Annotated in this window: 19 protein-coding genes; 16 read left to right on the forward strand and 3 right to left on the reverse strand. The window is 72.9% G+C overall.

Annotated elements, in window-relative coordinates; genetic code table 11:
• Positions 1 to 102 precede the first annotated feature (102 nt).
• On the forward strand, positions 103 to 1,488 hold the full coding sequence (locus ABC304_RS05240) for a glycine--tRNA ligase (protein ID WP_412929361.1): 1,386 nt from the start codon (positions 103 to 105) through the stop codon (positions 1,486 to 1,488).
• A gap of 75 nt (positions 1,489 to 1,563) precedes the next feature.
• The gene (locus ABC304_RS05245) at positions 1,564 to 3,603 is read left to right on the forward strand and encodes an ArnT family glycosyltransferase (protein ID WP_412929362.1); all 2,040 of its coding nucleotides are present in this window, start codon (positions 1,564 to 1,566) and stop codon (positions 3,601 to 3,603) included.
• 7 nt (positions 3,604 to 3,610) lie between these two features.
• Here the strand turns inward: ABC304_RS05245 and ABC304_RS05250 are convergent, their stop codons facing one another.
• Positions 3,611 to 4,201: an HhH-GPD-type base excision DNA repair protein gene (locus ABC304_RS05250; RefSeq protein WP_412929364.1), complete on the reverse strand. Its 591-nt coding sequence runs from the start codon at positions 4,199 to 4,201 to the stop codon at positions 3,611 to 3,613.
• Positions 4,202 to 4,321: 120 nt separating this feature from the next.
• Entirely contained in the window at positions 4,322 to 5,632 is a 1,311-nt protein-coding gene (locus ABC304_RS05255; RefSeq protein WP_412932834.1) for a glutamyl-tRNA reductase, read from the reverse strand.
• A gap of 109 nt (positions 5,633 to 5,741) precedes the next feature.
• Here ABC304_RS05255 and hemE point away from each other — a divergent pair, with 109 nt between their 5' ends.
• The 14 genes from hemE to ABC304_RS05325 all read left to right on the forward strand — a co-directional run bounded on the left by hemE (position 5,742) and on the right by ABC304_RS05325 (position 18,109).
• Positions 5,742 to 6,803: a uroporphyrinogen decarboxylase gene (hemE, locus tag ABC304_RS05260; protein ID WP_412929366.1), complete on the forward strand. Its 1,062-nt coding sequence runs from the start codon at positions 5,742 to 5,744 to the stop codon at positions 6,801 to 6,803.
• Positions 6,800 to 8,305, forward strand: a complete 1,506-nt coding sequence (gene hemG, locus ABC304_RS05265; protein ID WP_412929368.1) for a protoporphyrinogen oxidase — start codon at positions 6,800 to 6,802, stop codon at positions 8,303 to 8,305. Before hemE ends, hemG begins: the two co-directional genes overlap by 4 nt.
• 90 nt (positions 8,306 to 8,395) lie before the next feature.
• Positions 8,396 to 8,779: a hypothetical protein gene (locus ABC304_RS05270; protein WP_412929370.1), complete on the forward strand. Its 384-nt coding sequence runs from the start codon at positions 8,396 to 8,398 to the stop codon at positions 8,777 to 8,779.
• A gap of 1 nt (position 8,780) precedes the next feature.
• Positions 8,781 to 9,185, forward strand: coding sequence for a phage holin family protein (locus ABC304_RS05275; RefSeq protein WP_412929372.1), 405 nt, complete (start codon positions 8,781 to 8,783; stop codon positions 9,183 to 9,185).
• Positions 9,172 to 9,459, forward strand: a complete 288-nt coding sequence (locus ABC304_RS05280) for a hypothetical protein (protein WP_412929374.1) — start codon at positions 9,172 to 9,174, stop codon at positions 9,457 to 9,459. Before ABC304_RS05275 ends, ABC304_RS05280 begins: the two co-directional genes overlap by 14 nt.
• A 68-nt stretch (positions 9,460 to 9,527) precedes the next feature.
• Positions 9,528 to 10,205 (forward strand): hydrogen peroxide-dependent heme synthase, encoded by a 678-nt coding sequence (gene hemQ / locus ABC304_RS05285; RefSeq protein ID WP_412929375.1) that lies wholly within the window; start codon positions 9,528 to 9,530, stop codon positions 10,203 to 10,205.
• Positions 10,206 to 10,236: 31 nt separating this feature from the next.
• Positions 10,237 to 11,235 carry a hydroxymethylbilane synthase gene (gene hemC / locus ABC304_RS05290; RefSeq protein ID WP_412929376.1) on the forward strand — a complete coding sequence of 333 codons (999 nt, stop codon included), beginning with the start codon at positions 10,237 to 10,239 and terminating at the stop codon, positions 11,233 to 11,235.
• The gene (locus ABC304_RS05295) at positions 11,232 to 12,029 is read left to right on the forward strand and encodes a uroporphyrinogen-III synthase (protein ID WP_412929377.1); all 798 of its coding nucleotides are present in this window, start codon (positions 11,232 to 11,234) and stop codon (positions 12,027 to 12,029) included. Before hemC ends, ABC304_RS05295 begins: the two co-directional genes overlap by 4 nt.
• 11 nt (positions 12,030 to 12,040) lie before the next feature.
• Positions 12,041 to 13,030: a porphobilinogen synthase gene (gene hemB, locus ABC304_RS05300; protein WP_412929378.1), complete on the forward strand. Its 990-nt coding sequence runs from the start codon at positions 12,041 to 12,043 to the stop codon at positions 13,028 to 13,030.
• Positions 13,027 to 14,367, forward strand: a complete 1,341-nt coding sequence (gene hemL / locus ABC304_RS05305) for a glutamate-1-semialdehyde 2,1-aminomutase (protein WP_412929379.1) — start codon at positions 13,027 to 13,029, stop codon at positions 14,365 to 14,367. The genes hemB and hemL overlap by 4 nt, the downstream gene beginning before the upstream one ends.
• Positions 14,364 to 15,368, forward strand: coding sequence for a 2-phospho-L-lactate transferase (gene cofD / locus ABC304_RS05310; protein ID WP_412929380.1), 1,005 nt, complete (start codon positions 14,364 to 14,366; stop codon positions 15,366 to 15,368). Before hemL ends, cofD begins: the two co-directional genes overlap by 4 nt.
• A gap of 6 nt (positions 15,369 to 15,374) precedes the next feature.
• The gene (locus tag ABC304_RS05315) at positions 15,375 to 16,148 is read left to right on the forward strand and encodes a sulfite exporter TauE/SafE family protein (protein WP_412932836.1); all 774 of its coding nucleotides are present in this window, start codon (positions 15,375 to 15,377) and stop codon (positions 16,146 to 16,148) included.
• Positions 16,149 to 16,263: 115 nt separating this feature from the next.
• On the forward strand, positions 16,264 to 16,434 hold the full coding sequence (locus ABC304_RS05320; RefSeq protein WP_412929381.1) for a CsbD family protein: 171 nt from the start codon (positions 16,264 to 16,266) through the stop codon (positions 16,432 to 16,434).
• Positions 16,435 to 16,618: 184 nt separating this feature from the next.
• Positions 16,619 to 18,109 carry an HNH endonuclease signature motif containing protein gene (locus ABC304_RS05325; RefSeq protein WP_412929382.1) on the forward strand — a complete coding sequence of 497 codons (1,491 nt, stop codon included), beginning with the start codon at positions 16,619 to 16,621 and terminating at the stop codon, positions 18,107 to 18,109.
• On the opposite strand, the gene ABC304_RS05330 is transcribed toward ABC304_RS05325, so the two are convergent.
• Positions 18,085 to 18,333, reverse strand: coding sequence for a DUF4287 domain-containing protein (locus tag ABC304_RS05330; RefSeq protein ID WP_412929383.1), 249 nt, complete (start codon positions 18,331 to 18,333; stop codon positions 18,085 to 18,087). The two genes, ABC304_RS05325 and ABC304_RS05330, sit on opposite strands and share 25 nt — an antisense overlap.
• Positions 18,334 to 18,336: the final 3 nt, after the last annotated feature.

An 18,336-nucleotide genomic window follows, 5' to 3' on the forward strand; every position in this document is an offset into this window, starting at 1 on the left:
CCCACCACGCCGATACAATCGGAGGAGCCGCTCGCCGCGGCATCCTCCTTCCGGACGCACCTCCGACGTCCGCGATCTCCACGCCCGACCATTGGAGCCACCATGGCCGAACAGTCCCGCCTCGACAAGGTCATCGCCCTCGCCCGCCACCGCGGTTTCGTCTTCCAGGCCGGTGAGATCTACGGCGGCTCCCGGTCGGCGTGGGACTACGGCCCGCTGGGCACCGAGCTCAAGGAGAACATCCGCCGGCAGTGGTGGCAGACGTTCGTGCGCGGCCGCGGCGACATGGTGGGCCTGGACTCCTCGGTCATCCTCCCCAAGCGCGTCTGGGAGGCCTCCGGCCACGTCGCGACCTTCACCGACCCGCTCGTGGAGTGCCTGCACTGCCACAAGCGCTTCCGCGCCGACAACCTCCTCGAGGACTTCGAGGCGCGCAAGGGCCGCGTCGCCGAGAACGGCCTCCTCGACGTGCCGTGCCCCAACTGCGGCACGAAGGGCCAGTACACCGAGCCGAAGGCCTTCTCGGGTCTGATGAAGACCTACCTCGGCGTCGTCGACGACGAGTCGGGCGTGCACTACCTGCGCCCCGAGACCGCTCAGGGTATCTTCGTGAACTTCTCGAACGTGCTCACGGCCGCCCGCAAGAAGCCGCCGTTCGGCGTCGGCCAGGTCGGCAAGGCGTTCCGCAACGAGATCACCCCCGGAAACTTCATCTTCCGCACGCGCGAGTTCGAGCAGATGGAGATCGAGTTCTTCGTGCCGCCCGCTGAGGCGCAGGAGTGGTTCGAGCACTGGGTCGAGGCCTGCTGGAACTGGTTCGTCGACCTCGGCATCGACCCCGACCACATGCGCCGCTACGACGTGCCCGAGGACGACCGCGCGCACTACTCCGACGGCACCATCGACGTCGAGTACGCGTTCGGCTTCCCGGGCAAGCAGTGGGGCGAGCTGATGGGTGTGGCCAACCGCACCGACTACGACCTGCGGAGCCACAGCGAGGCCTCCGGCCAGTCGCTCACCTACTTCGACCAGGCCTCGGGCGAGCGCTACACGCCCTACGTCATCGAGCCGTCCTTCGGCCTGACGCGCGCCATGATGGCGTTCCTCGTCGACGCCTACTCCGAGGAGGAGGCGCCCAATGCCAAGGGCGGCACCGACACCCGCACGGTGCTCAAGCTCGACCCGCGTCTGGCCCCGGTGAAGGTCGCCGTGCTGCCGCTGTCGCGCAACGAGCAGCTGTCGCCGATCGCGCGCGAGCTCGCGGCCGACCTGCGCGGCGAGTGGAACATCGACTTCGACGACGCCGGCGCCATCGGCCGCCGCTATCGCCGTCAGGACGAGATCGGCACGCCGTTCTGCGTCACGATCGACTTCGACTCGCTCGAGGACCGCGCGGTCACCGTGCGCGACCGCGACACCATGAACCAGGAGCGCGTCTCGCTCGACCGCCTGCACGACTACCTCGGCGAGCGGCTGCGGGGAGCCTGACCCCGCTTCCCCGTCCTCAGGCGCCTCCAAGCTCGGCCACATCGCTCTGCTCAGGAGGGCGCCTAGCTTGCTCCTGTGACGACATACGACGCCTCCGTTCCCTTCGCCGCCACTCCGACGCGGCGGGGGAGCGCCCGCCGGTGGGGCGCGTGGCACACGGGCCTGCTGGTGATCTCGCTCGGTGCGGCGCTGCTGACGACGTGGGCGGTGTGGACGGCGCAGCCGTCGGAGTACTACGCCTCGATCGCGCTGTCGATGAGCCGGAGCTGGCAGAACTTCTTCTTCGGCGCGGTCGACCCGGCGGGCACGGTCACCCTGGACAAGATCCCCGGGTCGTTCTGGATCCCGGCGCTGTTCGTGAAGGCGTTCGGCTACTCGGCGTGGGCCGTCGTGCTGCCCGATGCGCTGGCGGCCGTCGGCGCGGTGGCGCTCGTGGCGATCACGGCGAGGCGGATGCTGGGGGCGACCGCCGGCCTCCTCGCCGGGGCCGTCGTCGCCACGACGCCGATCCTGGTGGCGGTGGCCCGGTCCAATCAGCCCGAGACGTTCTTCGTGCTGGGCCTCGCGGCCGTCGCGTGGGCGGCGATGCACGCGCTCACGCGCCGCAGCTTCGGCTGGCTCCTGGTCGCGGGGCTGCTCGTCGCCGCCTCGTTCCAGACCTACATGCTCGAGGCGTGGGCGGTGTGGCCGGCGCTGGCGGCGGCGTGGCTCTGCACCCGCGGACGCTTCCTGTCGAAGCTCTGGCGACTCGCGGTCGCCGGAGTGGTGAGCCTGGCGGCATCCGTCTCATGGATCGTCGTCGTCTCGCTCGTGCCGGCCTCGGAACGGCCCTACATCGGCAGCACCCTGAACAACAGCGCCTGGGAGATGGTCTTCGGCTACAACGGGCTCGGCCGCTTCGGCTCGGCGACGGCGGACTCCGAGGCGTACCGCTCGTTCACGCCCTCGTTCTCGGGGAGCCCGGGCGTGCTGCGCCTGTTCAACGAGCAGCTCGCCGGTCAGATCGGCTGGCTCCTGCCGGCGGCCGTCGCGGCCGTGGTCGTGCTGTGGGTGCTGCGCTTCTCGCGGCCTGTCACGGTGCTCGTGACGGTGTGGCTGGCGACCTTCGCCGCGATATTCTCGGTCGTCGCCGGGATGCACCAGTTCTACACCGCGGCCCTCGCCGTGCCGGTGGCGCTGGCCATCGCCCTCGCGTTCGGGGTGGCCCGGCGCGCGGGGAGCACGTGGCCGCAGGTGCTGCTGATCGCGGTCGCGGCGCTGACGGCCCTGGGCATCGGATTGTCGACGGGCGGCTACTCCGTGCCGGTCGCGCTCGTGCAGGCCGTGGTCGCCGCGATCGCGATCGTTCTGCTGCTCATGGCCCGTCGCGGCGGAAGGCCGGCTCGTCGCGTCGGCCGGGCGCTGGCGGCGCTCACCGCGGGCGTGGCCATGCTCCTCACCCCGCTCGCGTGGTCGATCGTGACGATCTCCCACCCGAGCTCGATCAACCCCGTCGCGGGCGGCGTGAGCGAGCTGTCGGGAATCGGCGGCGGGCGCGGCGGCCCGGGAACGACCGGCGCGGGCACCGGCCCGGGGGCCTTCGGCTCCGGGCGCGACGGCTCACGCGGCGCCCCCGGCGGAACGACGGACGGGATGCCGCAGGCCGGGGCGCCCGCGAACGGTGCGGCCCCCGGCGGCCAGGCGCCCGGCGGCCAGGCCCCCGGCGGCGCGCCCGGCGGCCAGGGCTTCGGTGCCGCGGCATCGGGCTCGGGCAGCCGGAACACGGCGCTGCTCGCCTACCTGCAGGAGCGGACGCTGGGCTCGCGCTACCTCGCGGCCACCTTCGGGGCGCAGGCCGCGGCATCCCTCATCCTCGACAGCGACGGCGGCTCGTTCTTGCCGATCGGCGGGTTCAACGGCGGCGACCCGGTGCCGACACTCGCCGCGTTCCAGCAGCTCGTCGCCGACGGCGACCTGCGGTACGTCATCCTCAGCTCGACCGGTCGCGGCGGCTTCGGCATGAACGGCGGTGCCGACGCCGACACAGGGGTCTCGGCCGAGATCCGTGCGTGGGTGGTGGCGAACTGCAGCGTCCCGACGGACGCCCCCGACAGCTCGCTCTACGCCTGCTCGTGACGCGGGCTCAGGACTTCGACGCCTTGGCCTCCCGAGCGGCGGCCTTCATCTCCTGCTTGTAGGCGCGCACCTTCGTGAGCGACTCCGGCGAGACGATGTCGGCGACCGAGCGGAACGAGCCGTCCTCGCCGTAGGGGGCGGATGCCTCGCGCCACCCCTCACCCGTGAACCCCCGCTGCTTGCCGAGCAGGGCCAGGAAGATCTTCGCCTTCTGCTCGCCGAACCCGGGCAGGGCCTTGAGGCGGGTGAGCACCTCGGCCCCGCTGGGCGATCCCTTCGTCCAGATCGCGGACGCGTCGCCGCCCCACTCCGACACGATCGCCTCGCACAGCGACTGCACGCGGCCGGCCATCGAGCCCGGATACCGGTGCACCGCGGGGCTCTCCTGGAACAGCGCGACGAGCTTCTCCGGGTCGTACGACGCGAGGGCCGCGGCATCCACCTTCCCGGCGCGCTCCCGGATCTTCAGCGGACCCGCGAACGCGGTCTCCATCGCGACCTGCTGGTCCAGCAGCATCCCGATCAGCAGCGCCAGCGGGTCGTCGCTGAGGAGTTCGTCTGCGGCGTCGTCGCCGGTGATGTGGAGGCTCGTGCTCATGCCCTCATCCTCCCACCCGGCTGGGCGCGGTTCATCTGACGCAAGCTGTCGCTTCCCGGCGGTCGTTCCGCACGTTCGCGTCAGGTGATCACGCGAGAAAGGGCCGCGAGCAGGCCCGGATCAGCCGGCGACGTCGAGGCGGGGGACGGATGCCGCGGCCGCCGGTGCGGCGGCAGGCGCGACCCCGAACAGCGTCTCGAGGGCTGCGGCGTACTCGTCGGCGCGGCCGGCGGCGGCGAGCTCGTGCGCGCGGGCGGTCGGAGTGTGCAGCAGCACGCCGACAAGGTGGCGCAGCGCCTGCTCGGTGCTGCCGTCCTCGTCGCCGCGGGCGCGGGCACGGGCGATCTCGGAGTCGAGCAGGCCGAAGACCTTCGTGCGCAGGGCGACGAGCGCGGGCTCGACCGCGCGGCGCTCGCCGACGTCGGCGAAGCGGCGGGCCGCGTCGCGCACGACCTGACGCGCGGCATCCGTCGCCTGCAGCTCCTCGAGAGGGGCGTGCAGGCGGATGGTCTCGAGGTCGAGCAGGTCGAGGTCGCCCAGCGTCGCGACGTCGGGGTCGACGTTGCGGGGGAGCCCGAGGTCGATGACCATGCGGCGACGCGTGCGGGGAGCGGCGCCGGCGGCGAGCGACGCCTCCGCGCCGGCCGCGATGACGCCGGCGGACAGCACCGTCGTCTCGGCGGAGGTGCAGGTGATGACGAGGTCGGCCTCGGCGGCCTCGCGCGCGTACGCGCCGGAGGCCACGGCGCTGATGCCGTGCTTGGCGGCGAAGACCTGGGCACGGCCCGACGGCGAGTGCACGGAGATGTCTTCGGCGCCGTGGTCGCGGAGCGCGGCGAGCGTCGCGGCGGCGTACGAACCGGTGCCCACCAGCAGCACGCGGAGGTTCGACCAGTCCGCTATGCGGCTGTCGGCGAGCTCGAGCGCGAGGCGCACGAGCGACCGGCCCGCGCGGCCGAGGGCGGTGGAGTTCTTGACGCCCCGCTGAGCTTCGGAGGCGCGCTGGAACAGACGCTCGAGCTCGCGCGACGACGTGCCGTCGGTGCGGGCCTGCGCGAGCGCGCGCCGCACCTGGCCGGCGATCTCGCCCTCGCCGACGACGACCGATTCGAGACCGGATGCCACGGCGAACAGGTGCTCGGCGACCTCGTCGCCCTGCAGCACGCGGTAGGAGCCGGCGACGTCCTCGGCGGGGATGCCGGTGGCGGACTCGATGGCCAGGAGCGTGGCCTCGACGCCCAGCGCCGCGGCAGCGGTGACGGGCTCGTCCATCTCGACGTAGGCCTCGAAGCGGTTGCAGGTCGCGACGACGACGGCTCCCTGGACGCAGTCCGAGTGCGCCGAGATCAGCGGGGCGATCGCCGCGGGGTGGGTGCTGAGTCGCTCGAGCAGTTCGAAGGAGGCGGTCTTGTGGCTCGCCGTGACGCACATCAGCACTGACCAAGGATATCCCGCCGTGCGCGGGCCAGCCCTGCGATGCCTCGACGTCGTGATTGTGCGCGCGCAGGCTTCCGACAGGCGCGGATGGGAGAATGGACGGATGCCTGATCCCGTCGACTCCGCGCTGGTGCACGCCCTCCACGGAAGGCGCCAGGACCGCCCCCCGGTGTGGTTCATGCGGCAGGCCGGCCGCTCCCTTCCGGAGTACCGGGCGCTGCGCGTCGGCACCGACATGCTCGACGCGTGCCTCGACCCGGCGATGGCCGCCGAGATCACGCTCCAGCCCGTGCGCCGTCACCGCGTCGACGCGGCCGTGTTCTTCAGCGACATCGTCGTGCCGCTGCGCCTCGCCGGCGTCGACGTGGCCATCGAGCCCGGCCGCGGGCCGGTCTTCGCGGAGCCCATCCGCTCCGCGGCCCAGGTCGCGCAGCTCACCTCGATCGACCCGAGTGCCGTCGCCGAGGCCGCGGCGCCCGTGCACGACGCGGTGGCGATCACCGTCGCCGAGCTCGCGGCAACCGGCACGCCTCTCGTCGGATTCGCCGGCGCCCCCTTCACGCTGTCGGCCTACCTCATCGAGGGCGGCCCCTCGAAGGAGCACCTGCGCGCCCGGGCGATGATGCACGCCGACCCCGCGTCGTGGCATCGGCTGGCCGGCTGGCTCGCCGAGGTGTCCGCCGCATTCCTGGAGGTGCAGGTGGGCGCCGGGGCCTCCGCGGTGCAGCTGTTCGACTCGTGGGCGGGCTCGCTCTCGCGGGCGGACTACCTCGAGTTCGTCGCGCCGCACTCGCGGGCGGCCCTCGCCCCGCTGCGCGGCCGCGTGCCCGCGATCCACTTCGGCGTGGGCACCGGGCCGATCCTCGCCGACATGCGCCTGCAGGACGCCGACGGCGTCGGCGTGGAGGGTGTCGGCGTCGACTGGCGCGTGCCCCTCGACGAGGCCGCCGCCGTGCTCGGCCCCGACACCACGGTGCAGGGCAACATCGATCCCGCGATGCTCCAGGCGCCGTGGGAGGTGCTGGCCGCGCACGTCGACGACGTGATCGCCCGCGGACGATCGGCGCGCGCGCACATCCTCAACCTCGGCCACGGCGTGCCGCCCGACACCGACCCCGACGTGCTCACCCGCCTGGTGGCGTACGCGCACGGAGAGCTCGGATGACCGACGTCCGCGACCTCGCGGCCGCCGCGGCGCGCACCTCCGTCGTGGTGATCGGCGGCGGCATGGCCGGCCTCGTCGCCGCCTACGAGTGCGCCAAGGTCGGCATCCGCGTGACCGTGGTCGAGGCGTCCGACCGCGTCGGCGGCGTGCTCCGCGCCGACGAGATCGACGGCATCGTCGTCGACACCGGCGCGGAGAGCTACGCGACCCGCGGCGGGACGGTGCGCGCGCTCGTCGACGACCTCGGCCTCGCGGGCGACATCGTGACGCCGACCCGCGGCGGCGCCTGGGTGTCGGGTCTGCCCGGAGGCCAGGCGGCGCCCCTGCCCGGCGGCAGCCTGCTCGGCATCCCGGACAACCCGTGGGCCGATGACGTCCGTCGCGTGATCGGCTGGGGCGGCGCCTGGCGCGCCTACCTCGACCGTCTGCGTCCGCCGCTCACGATCGGCCACCAGCGCAGCCTCGGCGCGCTGGTGCGCACACGCATGGGCCCCAAGGTGCTCGACCGGCTGGTCGCGCCCGTCACCTCCGGCGTCTACTCCGCGCGTCCCGACGACGTGGACGTCGACATCGCCGCGCCCGGCCTCAACGCCGCCCTCACCCGCACAGGTTCGCTGAGCGGCGCCGTCGCCGCGCTGAAGGGCGAGCGCACCTCGGCTCCCGGCTCGGCGGTCGAGGGCATCGACGGCGGGATGTCCCGTCTGCCCGCCGCACTCCGCACGCGGCTCGAGGAGCTCGGCGTCGACGTGCGCACCTCCACCGCGGCGACGGCCGTGCGCCCGCGACCCGAGGGCGGCTGGCTCGTCGCCGTCGATGCGGTCGCCGCTCAGGCCGATCCCGCGGCGGAGCTCGCCGCCGACGCGGTGATCGTCGCGACGACCGAGGCCGAGGCGCGCCGCCTGCTGGCACCCGTCGTGCCGGGCCTCGGGCGCGAGGACGTCGTCGCCCCCGTCGTCGAGGTCGTCACGCTGGTGCTCGACGCCCCCGAGCTCGACGCGCGCCCCCGCGGCTCGGGCGTGCTGACGGTGCCGGGCAGCCACATCGCCAAGGCGCTCACGCACTCGACCGCGAAGTGGGAGTGGGTCGCCCGCGCGGCCGGCCGCCGCCACGTCGTCCGCGTCTCCTTCGGCGCGCAGGGCGAGGCTCCGGCCACGGAGGGGATGGACGACGCGGATGCCGCGGCCCTGGCCCTCTCCGAGGCATCCGCTCTCCTCGGTGTCGCGCTCCCGCCCGCAGCCCTCCGCGGCGCGCACCGGCAGCGGTGGACGCAGTCGCAGCCCGCGTCGGAGATCGGTCGGATCGACCGTCAGCGCGCCGCCCGTGCGGCGATCCACGCCGTGCCGGGACTAGTGGCGACCGGCGCCTGGCTGTCGGGCACGGGGCTCGCGCAGGTCGTGCCCGATGCGGCCGAGGAGGCCGAGCGCGTGCGCGCGGCCATCCTGTTCGGCGGCCCCGACGCGCCCGGGAGCGCGAAGGACGACGGGCCGTCGTCCTTCGCGTGAGACGCAGTGGTTGTCAAGGGTGGATGCCGGGACGGGCATACGGTCTAATCTGAGTGCTGACCAGCAGTCCATCCAGCGTGAGGAGACCCCATGAGGGGCAAGGTAGGACTCGTGATCGGCGTCGGCATCGGCTACGTGCTCGGCACGCGGGCGGGGCGCGAGCGTTACGAACAGATCAAGACGCAGGCGTCCAGCCTCTGGAACACCGACACGGTGCAGAAGCAGGTCGGCAAGGTGAGCGACTTCGCCAAGTCCAGCGCCCTGGCTCTGCCGAAGACGCTGTGGGACAGCGCCGTCAAGGTGACCAAGGCCGCGACCCACTCCGGCGGCGACGCCGGCGACAAGCTGGACGCCGCCGTCAAGGCCGGCAAGAGCTCGGCAGACGACGTGTCGCGCGCGGCCGAGACCAGCAAGCGCTCGGTGAAGAAGGCGGCCGACGACGTCGCAGACGCCGTTCACCGCGACAGGAGCTGACGTGACGACTCCCCGGGGCTTCCGCGATCGCTCGGACGACAGCCTCCTCACCCTCGTCGGGGAAATTCCCGAGCTGGTGCGCAACCTCGTCATGGCCGAGGTCGACAACGCCAAGAAGTGGGCGTCGCGCACCGCCAAGACCGCCGGCATCGGCGCGGGGTGGTTCGTCGGTGCCCTGTTCATACTGTTCTGGTCCATCCCCGCACTCGGCACGTTCGCCATCGCGGGGCTAGCCTCCTGGTGGCCGGTCTGGCTGTCGGCTCTCGCCGTCTTCGGCGTGATGCTCGTCATCGCGATCATCCTGGCCCTCCTGGGGCTGGCGCGCTTCCGCAAGATCGGCAAGGACGACAACCCCGCCCAGTCGGTCGCCCGTGATGTGAAGGAAGTACGCGATGAGCTCGTCTGACTCGCTGACCCCGGTCCCGGTGCCGCGCACCGGCGTGATGATCGGCATCGCCGATCCCGTCGAGCAGGCGCGCGCAGAGCTCAAGGCGGCCCTCGCCGCCATCGAGGAGAAGGCGAACGTGCCCCGGCGCGTGTCGCGCGCGACGGATGAGACGATCGCCAAGGCGCGCCGGTTCTCGCGCGAGAACCAGAACGCGACCCTCGCGCTCATCGTCGGCGGTGCAGCTCTGGTCGGCGTGGTCGTGTGGGGCGCCGTGCGCGCCTACACGCGCTGAACGGTCGTCACGAACACGGCGACGGCCGCGCGTTTGGCGCTCGGGAAACGGCGGGGGAGACTGGAGTCATGACGTCCGATTCCACTCCCTCCCCCTCCGCCTACACGCTGTGGGCTGTGCTGCGCCGTGACCCGGCGCGCCCGGTGAGCGCGGTGGACGACGCCGAACTGGCCGACGTCGTCGCCCTGATCGAAGAGGGCGGCACCACCGTCCGCGGGTTCTACGACGTGAGCGGGCTGCGGGCCGACGCCGACCTCATGATCTGGCTGCATGGTCCCGACGCCGACGGGCTCCAGCGCGACCTGCGTCGCCTGCGGCGGACGATGATGCTCTCCCCGCTCCTGCCGGTGTGGAACGCGATGGGCGTCCACCGCGATGCGGAGTTCAACCGCTCGCACGTGCCCGGATTCCTCCGCGGCGAGCGTGCCCGCGACTGGCTCTGCGTCTACCCCTTCGTCCGCAGCTACGAGTGGTACCTGCTGCCCGAGGCCGAGCGGCGCACGATGCTCGCCGAGCACGGCCGCAAGGGCGCCGGCTTCACGGGCGTCGTCGCCAACACGGTCGCCTCCTTCGCCCTGGGCGACTACGAGTGGGTGCTGCCGATGGAGGCCGACGAGCTCACCGATCTCGTCGACATGATGCGCGACCTGCGGTACACCGAGGCGCGCCGTCACGTGCGCGAAGAGGTGCCGTTCTACACCGGCCGCCGCATCGCGGTGAGCGAGATCGCCGAGGTCCTGCAGTGACGGCGACCCGGATGCGGCGAGGCTCGCGCTGATGGCGACGGCGCTGCGCCTGGGAACGCGCCGCAGCGCTCTGGCTGTGGCGCAGTCCTCGCAGGTCGCGCGGGCGCTGGCCGCGGCATCCGGTCGCGAGGTCGAGCTGGTCCCGATCGTCTCGGAGGGCGACGTCTCGCGCGCCTCGCTCGCCGCGATCGGCGGCACGGGCGTCTTCGCCACCCGCCTGCGCGAGGCGCTCCTCAGCGACGAGTGCGACCTTCTCGTGCACTCCCTGAAAGACCTCCCCACCGCGCAGCCGCCGGGGCTCGTCATCGGCGCCGTGCCCGTCCGCGAGGACGCCCGCGACGTCGTCGTCACGCGCGACGGCACACCGCTGAACGATCTGCGGGAGGGGAGCGTCGTCGGCACGGGGTCGCCGCGCCGGGTGGCGCAGATCCACCGCCGCAATCACCGGGTGACGGTGCAGGACCTGCGCGGCAACGTCGACTCCCGCGTCGCCCGCGTGCGCGACGGCGAGCTCGATGCCGTGATCCTCGCCGCGGCCGGCCTGCGCCGGCTCGAGGGCACCGCGGCCGACCTGCAGCTGGAGGAGCTGGGCCTCGCCGAGTGGCCCACCGCCCCGGGGCAGGGAGCGCTCGCGGTGGAGATCCGCGAGGACGCGCCCGACGAGCTCCGCGCGGCGATCGCGCTCCTGGACGACGAGTCGACGCGCATCGCGGTCGCCGCCGAGCGCGCGGTGCTGTCGACGCTCGAGGCCGGGTGCCACGCCCCGGTCGCCGCCCACGCGGCGCTGTCGGGCGACGACCTGCGCATCCACGCCGTCGCCTACGCCCTCGACGGCTCGCGACGCGTGGGTCTCGACCGGACCCTGCCGCTCCTGCCGGGGTATGCTCGGGTTCCAGGCAGTGGCAACGGTGCGGATGCTGCCGACGACGCGAACCCGATCGTGCGTGCTGCGCGCGCCGGGGCCGATGTCGCTCGTCGGCTGCTCGAACGCGGGGCGGCCGACATCGTCCCACGAGAGTCGACCCCATGAACACAGCAGCCATCCCCACGTCCAAGCCCCTCGCGGGCTGGCGCGTGCTCGTGCCCCGCGGCGGGCCGTGGGGCGACGGCGTGGCGGCGACCCTCCGGTCGCAGGGGGCGACTCCGGTCGTGGCTCCGCTGATCAACTTCGCGCCCGCGAACGACGCCGTCACCCTCGACCGCGCGCTCGCGGATCTCGCCGCCGGGGCCTTCGACTGGCTGACCGTGACGAGCGCCACCACCGCCGACGTGCTCTACGCCTACCGCGCGCAGATCCCTCCCACCACCCGCGTCGCCGCCGTCGGCGAGACCACCGCCGCCGCCCTGCAGTCGATGGGCTATCGCGTCGACCTCATCCCCGACCAGGACAACTCCGCCGCGGGCATGGCGGAGCAGCTGCTCGCCCTCGAGCCCGAGCCGCGCGACATCCTGACCCTCCGCAGCGAGATCGCGAAGCCGGTGCTCACGCGCATGCTCGAAGAGGCCGGGCACCGCGTCCGCAGCGTCGTCGCCTACCGCACGGTCGGCGTGCCCGTCTCCGACAAGGTCGCCGCCGACGTCCGCTCCGGCCGCATCAACGCGATCCTCATCACCAGCGGCTCGGTCGCCGAGCAGGTGTACGAGCAGTTCCCCGAGATCCCCGAGTCGACCGTGATCGCCGCGATCGGCCCGCGCACCGCCAAGGACGCCCGACGTGCCGGCCTCACGGTCGACGTGGTCGCCGAGCGTCAGACCGTCGATGCGCTCATCCAGTCCGTCGCGCGGTTCTCTCTCCCGCACGCGGCGGACGAATTCTCCGTCTGAGGCGGTTCTTCGTGTCGTTCCCCGTTCATCGCCCTCGTCGACTGCGCCAGTCGCCGGCCGTCCGCCGTCTCGCCCGCGAGACGCACCTCGTGCCCTCGCAGCTCGTGCTGCCGCTGTTCGTCCGCGAGGGCATCACCGAGCCCGCCGACATCTCGTCGATGCCGGGCGTGCGCCAGCACACCCTCGACTCCCTCCGCGCCGCGGTGACGGATGCCGCGGCCGCCGGCGTCGGCGGTGTCATGCTCTTCGGCGTACCGTCCGAGCGCGACGCGATCGGGTCGGGAGCGGACGACCCGCGCGGCATCCTGAACGTCGCGACGGCCGCGGTCGCCCAGGAGGTCGGCGACGTGCTCGTCGTGCAGACCGACCTGTGCCTGGACGAGTTCACCGACCACGGCCACTGCGGCGTGCTCGACGCGCGCGGCCGCGTCGACAACGACGAGACGCTCGTCCGCTACGCCGCCATGGGCCTCGCGCAGGCGCGCGCCGGCTCGACGATGCTGGGGCTGTCGGGGATGATGGACGGCCAGATCGGCTACGTCCGCGACGCGCTCGACGCCGAGGGCTTCATCGACACGATCCTGCTCGCCTACTCCGCGAAGTATGCAGGTGCGTTCTACGGCCCGTTCCGCGAGGCCGTGGACTCCCAGCTGACCGGTGACCGCCGCACCTACCAGCTCGACGCCGGCAACGGCCGCGAGGGGGTGCGGGAGGCGCTGCTCGATGTCGAGGAAGGCGCCGACATCGTCATGGTCAAGCCCGCCCTGCCGTACCTCGACGTGCTCGCCGAGGTGCGGGCGTCGGTCGACGTACCGGTCTGGGCGTACCAGGTGTCGGGGGAGTATGCGATGGTCGAGGCCGCCGCCGCGAAGGGCTGGATCGACCGCCGCGGCGCCGCGATGGAGAGCGTGCTCGGCATCCGCCGAGCGGGCGCCGACGCCATCCTGACCTACTGGGCCGTCGAGGCGGCCGGCTGGCTGCGAGAGGACCTGGTCCGATGACCGACCGCAACGACGAGCTGTTCGAGCGCGCCCGCGCCGTCATCCCCGGTGGGGTCAACTCGCCGGTGCGGGCCTACGGCTCCGTCGGCGGCACGCCGCGCTTCCTCGTGTCCGCGCGAGGACCCATGGTGACGGATGCCGCGGGCACCGACTACGTCGACCTCGTGGCCTCATGGGGCCCCGCTCTGCTCGGCCACGCGCACCCGGAGGTCGTCGAGGCGGTGCAGGCCGCAGCATCCCGTGGCCTGTCCTTCGGCGCCCCCACCGGTGCGGAGGTCGAGCTCGCCGACCTCATCGCCTCCCGTGTCGTCGTGGGCGACGCGCGTCCGATCGAGCGCGTGCGCCTCGTCTCGACGGGCACGGAGGCGACGATGACGGCGATCCGTCTCGCCCGCGGCGTCACCGGCCGCGACCTGCTCGTGAAGTTCGCCGGCCACTACCACGGCCACTCCGACGGCCTGCTGGCCGCGGCGGGATCCGGCGTCGCCACGCTCGCGCTGCCCGGGTCCGCCGGGGTGCCCGCCCCGATCGCCGCCCAGACGATGGTGTTGCCCTACAACGACCTCGACGCGGTGCGCGCGGCCTTCGAGACGCACGGCGACGACATCGCCGCCGTCATCGTCGAGGCGGCCGCGGCCAACATGGGCGTCGTCGCACCGCTCCCCGGCTTCAATGCCGCGCTGGCCGAGATCGCGCACGCGCACGGCGCGCTGCTCATCGTCGACGAGGTGCTCACCGGCTTCCGGGTGCACCCGGCCGGCTTCTGGGGCCTGCAGGCCACGCAGGGCGAGGTGTACACGCCCGACATCCTCACCTACGGCAAGGTCGTCGGCGGCGGCATGCCGCTGGCCGCGCTCGCCGGCCGCGCCGACGTCATGGAGCACCTGGCCCCGACCGGCCCGGTCTACCAGGCCGGCACGCTGTCGGGCAATCCGCTCTCGGTGGCCGCCGGTCTGGCGACGCTGCGGCTCGCGACGCCGGAGGTCTACGAGCGGGTGGATGCCGCGGCATCCGTCGTCGCATCGGCTCTCTCCGACGCGCTCACCGCCGCCGGCGTCGTGCACACCGTGCCCCGGGCGGGGTCGCTGTTCGGCGTCGCGTTCTCGGCCGAGGCGCCGCGGGACTACGCGGGGGCGCTCGGCCAGGAGTCGTGGCGCTACCCGCCGTTCTTCCACGCGATGCTCGACGCCGGCGTCTCGCTGCCGCCGAGCGTGTTCGAGGCCTGGTTCCTCACGGCTGCGCACGACGACGACGCCCTGGGGCGCATCGTCGATGCGCTGCCCGCGGCGGCCCGGGCGGCTGCGCAGGCGCTCGGTCCCGTCGCGCTTGCCCAGTGAGCGCGTCGCACCCCCGGGTCGTCGTCCTCGCCGGCGGCGTCGGCGGCTCGACCTTCACGGTCGGCGTGCGCGCCGCGCTGGCGCGCCGGGGCGCGCCGGAGGCGACCGTCGTCGTCAACACCGGCGACGACCTGTGGCTGAGCGGCGTACGGCTGCAGCCCGACGTCGACTCCGTGCTCTACCGGCTGGCCGGCCAGAACGACGCCGTGCGCGGCTGGGGCCGCGCGGGTGAGACCGAGCGCGTCAACGCGGAGCTGCAGGAGTGGGGAGCGGGCTGGCCGTGGTTCACCCTCGGCGACCTCGATCTCGGCACGCACCTCGCCCGCACCGGCTGGCTGCGCGAGGGACTGACACCCAGCCAGATCGTCGCGCGTCTGTCGCAGCGGTGGCCGCTCGGCGCGCGCCTGCTGCCGATGACCGACCACGAGGTCGACACGCACGTCGTGGTCGCGGCCGAGGGCCCTGCGAATGACGGCGGTGCGGGGGAGCGGGTGCTGCACTTCCAGGAGTGGTGGACGCGGCACCGCGCGACGCTGCCGCCGGTGCGGTTCGAGAACCCCGGGATGGCCGACGCGTCGCCCGCGCCGAGTGTGCTCGACGCCATCGCGGACGCCGACGTCGTGCTCGTCGCGCCGTCCAACCCGGTGGTCTCGATCGGTCCCATCCTCGCCGTCCCGGGGCTGCGCGAGGCCCTCCGCGCCGCGTCGGCGCCGGTCGTCGGCGTCTCGCCGATCATCGGCGGACGCGTCGTCCGCGGCATGGCCGACGTCTGCCTCACCGCGATCGGCGTCCAGACGAGCGCCTCCGCCGTGGCCGCGCACTACGGCGCGCGCGCGGACGGCGGGCTGCTAGACGCCTGGCTGCTCGCGGAGGAGGATGCCGATTCCGCCGACGAGGTGTCTGCTCGCGGCATCCGTCCTGTCGTCCGTCCGCTCTGGATGACGGATGCCGCGGCCACCACGGCCATGGCAGACGCCGCCCTCGACGCCGCCGGGGTCTGACCCGTGATGCTCCCCGATCTCCCGGCGTTCGCGTGGCTGCTGCTCGCCCTGGCGGCGGTGACGGTCGGGCTGTCGAAGACCGCGATCCCGGGTGCGGGCACCGTGCCGGTGGCGCTCTTCGCCGCGATCCTGCCGGCGCGGCAGTCCACCGGCACGCTGCTGCTGCTGCTCATCACCGCGGACGCCTTCGCGATCACCATGTACCGCCGCAACGCGAACTGGGGCGTGCTGCTGCGGCTCGTGCCCGCCGTGCTGCTGGGCGTGGGCCTCGGTGTCGCCTTCCTCGCCGTCGCCTCCGACGGGTGGGTGAAGCGGCTGATCGGCGTCATTCTGCTGGTCGTCGTGGGCGTGACGCTCTACCGGCGGTGGGTGCAGAGCCGGGCGGTCGTCGGGCCCGACGGTGATGCCGGGGGAGCGGTCGGGAGGCGGCATCCGGTCGCTGCGGCGGTCTACGGATCGCTCGGCGGCTTCACGACCATGGTCGCCAACGCGGGCGGCCCGGTCATGTCCATGTACCTGCTCGCGATGCGCTTCCCGGTCAAGGAGTTCCTCGGCACGGCGGCGTGGTTCTTCGCGATCATCAACCTCTGCAAGGTGCCGTTCTCGGCCGGGCTGGGCCTCATCACCGTCCCCGGGCTGTGGGTCGACCTCGTGCTCGCCCCCGCGGTGGTCATCGGGGCGCTGTGCGGCAGGTGGCTTGCGAGTCGCCTCAATCAGCGCCTCTTCGAGCGGCTCGTCATCGTCTTCACGGTCGTCGGAGCCGTCTACCTGCTCGTCTGACCGGCCATTTATTGCGATTCTGGCCTTTCGTCAAGCCCCTCCGTGGCGAGGTGCCGGGATGTCTAATGGGACCAGTGCCTCGATAGACGATCGGGCCGAGTGGAAGGAGTCACCCATGGGTCTGGACGACAAGATCAAGAACGCTGCCGAAGACATCGCCGGGAAGGCGAAGGAGGCAACGGGCAAGCTGACCAACAACGAGCGACTGGAAGCCGAAGGTCAGGCCGACCAGTCGAAGGCCGACGTCAAGAAGGCCGGCGAGAACGTCAAGGACGCTTTCAAGTAAGCCGACGCCTCGAGGGCGGCCGCAGCGGATGCTGCGGCCGCCCTCGTCGTCTGTGCGGGAACGGATGCCGCGGTCGCGCTCGTTGTTGAACCGATACGTAAAACATAATTGTGTTCGTATGTTCGGGCTGTTTCAAACGCATTCTGTAGAACGCAATGTCGGAGGTCCGTGCGAGGATCATGGTATGGACGAGCTGCCGCAGGCCCCGGAGATCCCCCCTGAGGTGGAGGAGTGGCTGTGGGCCGAGCGCATCGCCGAGGCGCAGCAGTGGGGACCGCTGTCCGACATCCGATGGAGCGCTGAGGAGTGCCTCGACGCCGGTGATGCGGCGACCGCCCGGTGGCTGGCGATCGAAGACCGCCGCATCGAGCTGCTGACCGAATGGACGCACGCGGCCGAGCAGATCGCCCGGTGGGAGGCGGTGCAGATCCGTCTGCTCGGGCGGGCGCTCGATGACGCGCTGTCCGACGGGCGGGGTGATGCCGACATGGCCGTGCGCAGCGTCGCCGCCGAGCTCGCGAGCGCCGTCGGCGTCAGCGACCGGACGGTGCAGCGGCGGATGTCGGACGCCTCGACCCTGCGCGACTGCTTCCCCGCGACACTCGAAGGTCTGACGCACGGGCGGTTCTCCCGCGCGCACGCGCAGACGGTGATGGAGGAGGGCACCCGCCTCGACCAGGCGGCCCGGGCCGCGTACGAGCAGATCGTCCTCGATCTGGCCCCGCAGCTCACGACCGGTCGGCTCCGCGTGGCCGCTCGCGCCATTGCAGAGCGGCTCCAGCCGACGGCCCTCGTCGAGCGCCATGCCCAGGCACGCGACGAGCGCCGCGTGGTCGTGCGCGATGGCGACGACGGCATGGCCGAGCTCTGGGCGCTCCTGCCTGCGGTGCTGGCGCACGGCATCCACGACCGCTTGACCCGGCTGGCGCATGTCGTCCGGGCGGATGCCGCGGCGGAAGCATCATCGGACAGTGACGCGGCCTCTGATCCTGACGACCGGACGATCGACCAGCTCCGCGCCGACATCCTCTGCGACCTGGCGCTCACGGGGCACGCGACGGGTGCGGACTCCGAGCGCGGCGGCCCGACCGGCTCCGACGCGGTGCGCGCCGTCGTCCAGATCACGGTGCCCGTGCTGACGCTCCTCGGGGAAGAGGGGCGCGAGTCCGACATCGACGGGGGCGCCACGCTGAACGGTCGGTGCCCGGTGACGCCCGCCGAGGCCCGTCGTCTGGCGGGCGGCGCGACGATGTGGGACCGCGTGCTCACCGACCCGATCAGCGGCGACGTGCTGGCCGTGGATCGGCGCTTCCCAAGCGAGGCGCAGCGCCGGCACCTCCGCGCGCGCGACGAGCACTGCCGCTTCCCGGGGTGCCGCATCTCCGTCGGCCGGAGCGACATCGATCACACCGTCGACCATCAGTACGGCGGAGCGACCGCCGTCGACAACCTCGCGCACGTGTGCCGACGGCATCACTCGTTGAAGCATCACAGCGCGTGGACGGTGACGCAGAAGTCGCGGGGCGTGCTGGTCTGGACGAGTCCGCTCGGGCGCACCTACGCCGATCGGCCTCCACCGACGCTCCGGTTCGTGCCGGGCGTCACCGGGGTCGAGCGGGAGCAGCACCTGCCTCCGGCGGCGCGAATCCCTCAGGCGCGGGCGGCCCGGACGTAGGCGACGATCGCATTCGCGTGGCCGTGGCCCAGCCCGTGCTCCGACTTCAGCCAGGTCACGACGGCCATGTGGCTCTCGTCGTCGAGGCGGTCGGCGGCCAGGTCGAGCCACTCCTGCACGGGCCGGCCGTAGGTGCTCTCGATGCTCGGGAAGTACGAGGCCGGGCCTTTCGGCTTCGATCCGTCTGCGGGCGGCTGCGGAGCGAGCACGCGATCTCCAGTCATGGC

The sequence above is a fragment of the Microbacterium jepli genome (assembly GCF_047237905.1).
In the GTDB taxonomy this organism is placed as follows: Bacteria; Actinomycetota; Actinomycetes; order Actinomycetales; family Microbacteriaceae; genus Microbacterium.

What these genes read in the sequence shown, in the direction of transcription:
- ABC304_RS05240 (WP_412929361.1), top strand. Translation starts at nt 103, where the DNA reads ATGGCCGAACAGTCCCGCCTCGACAAGGTCATCGCCCTCGCCCGCCAC.
- ABC304_RS05250 (WP_412929364.1), bottom strand. Translation starts at nt 4,201, where the DNA reads ATGAGCACGAGCCTCCACATCACCGGCGACGACGCCGCAGACGAACTC.
- ABC304_RS05255 (WP_412932834.1), bottom strand. Translation starts at nt 5,632, where the DNA reads ATGTGCGTCACGGCGAGCCACAAGACCGCCTCCTTCGAACTGCTCGAG.
- hemE (WP_412929366.1), top strand. Translation starts at nt 5,742, where the DNA reads ATGCCTGATCCCGTCGACTCCGCGCTGGTGCACGCCCTCCACGGAAGG.
- hemG (WP_412929368.1), top strand. Translation starts at nt 6,800, where the DNA reads ATGACCGACGTCCGCGACCTCGCGGCCGCCGCGGCGCGCACCTCCGTC.
- ABC304_RS05270 (WP_412929370.1), top strand. Translation starts at nt 8,396, where the DNA reads ATGAGGGGCAAGGTAGGACTCGTGATCGGCGTCGGCATCGGCTACGTG.
- ABC304_RS05280 (WP_412929374.1), top strand. Translation starts at nt 9,172, where the DNA reads ATGAGCTCGTCTGACTCGCTGACCCCGGTCCCGGTGCCGCGCACCGGC.
- hemQ (WP_412929375.1), top strand. Translation starts at nt 9,528, where the DNA reads ATGACGTCCGATTCCACTCCCTCCCCCTCCGCCTACACGCTGTGGGCT.
- hemC (WP_412929376.1), top strand. Translation starts at nt 10,237, where the DNA reads ATGGCGACGGCGCTGCGCCTGGGAACGCGCCGCAGCGCTCTGGCTGTG.
- ABC304_RS05295 (WP_412929377.1), top strand. Translation starts at nt 11,232, where the DNA reads ATGAACACAGCAGCCATCCCCACGTCCAAGCCCCTCGCGGGCTGGCGC.
- hemL (WP_412929379.1), top strand. Translation starts at nt 13,027, where the DNA reads ATGACCGACCGCAACGACGAGCTGTTCGAGCGCGCCCGCGCCGTCATC.
- ABC304_RS05315 (WP_412932836.1), top strand. Translation starts at nt 15,375, where the DNA reads ATGCTCCCCGATCTCCCGGCGTTCGCGTGGCTGCTGCTCGCCCTGGCG.
- ABC304_RS05320 (WP_412929381.1), top strand. Translation starts at nt 16,264, where the DNA reads ATGGGTCTGGACGACAAGATCAAGAACGCTGCCGAAGACATCGCCGGG.
- ABC304_RS05325 (WP_412929382.1), top strand. Translation starts at nt 16,619, where the DNA reads ATGGACGAGCTGCCGCAGGCCCCGGAGATCCCCCCTGAGGTGGAGGAG.
- ABC304_RS05330 (WP_412929383.1), bottom strand. Translation starts at nt 18,333, where the DNA reads ATGACTGGAGATCGCGTGCTCGCTCCGCAGCCGCCCGCAGACGGATCG.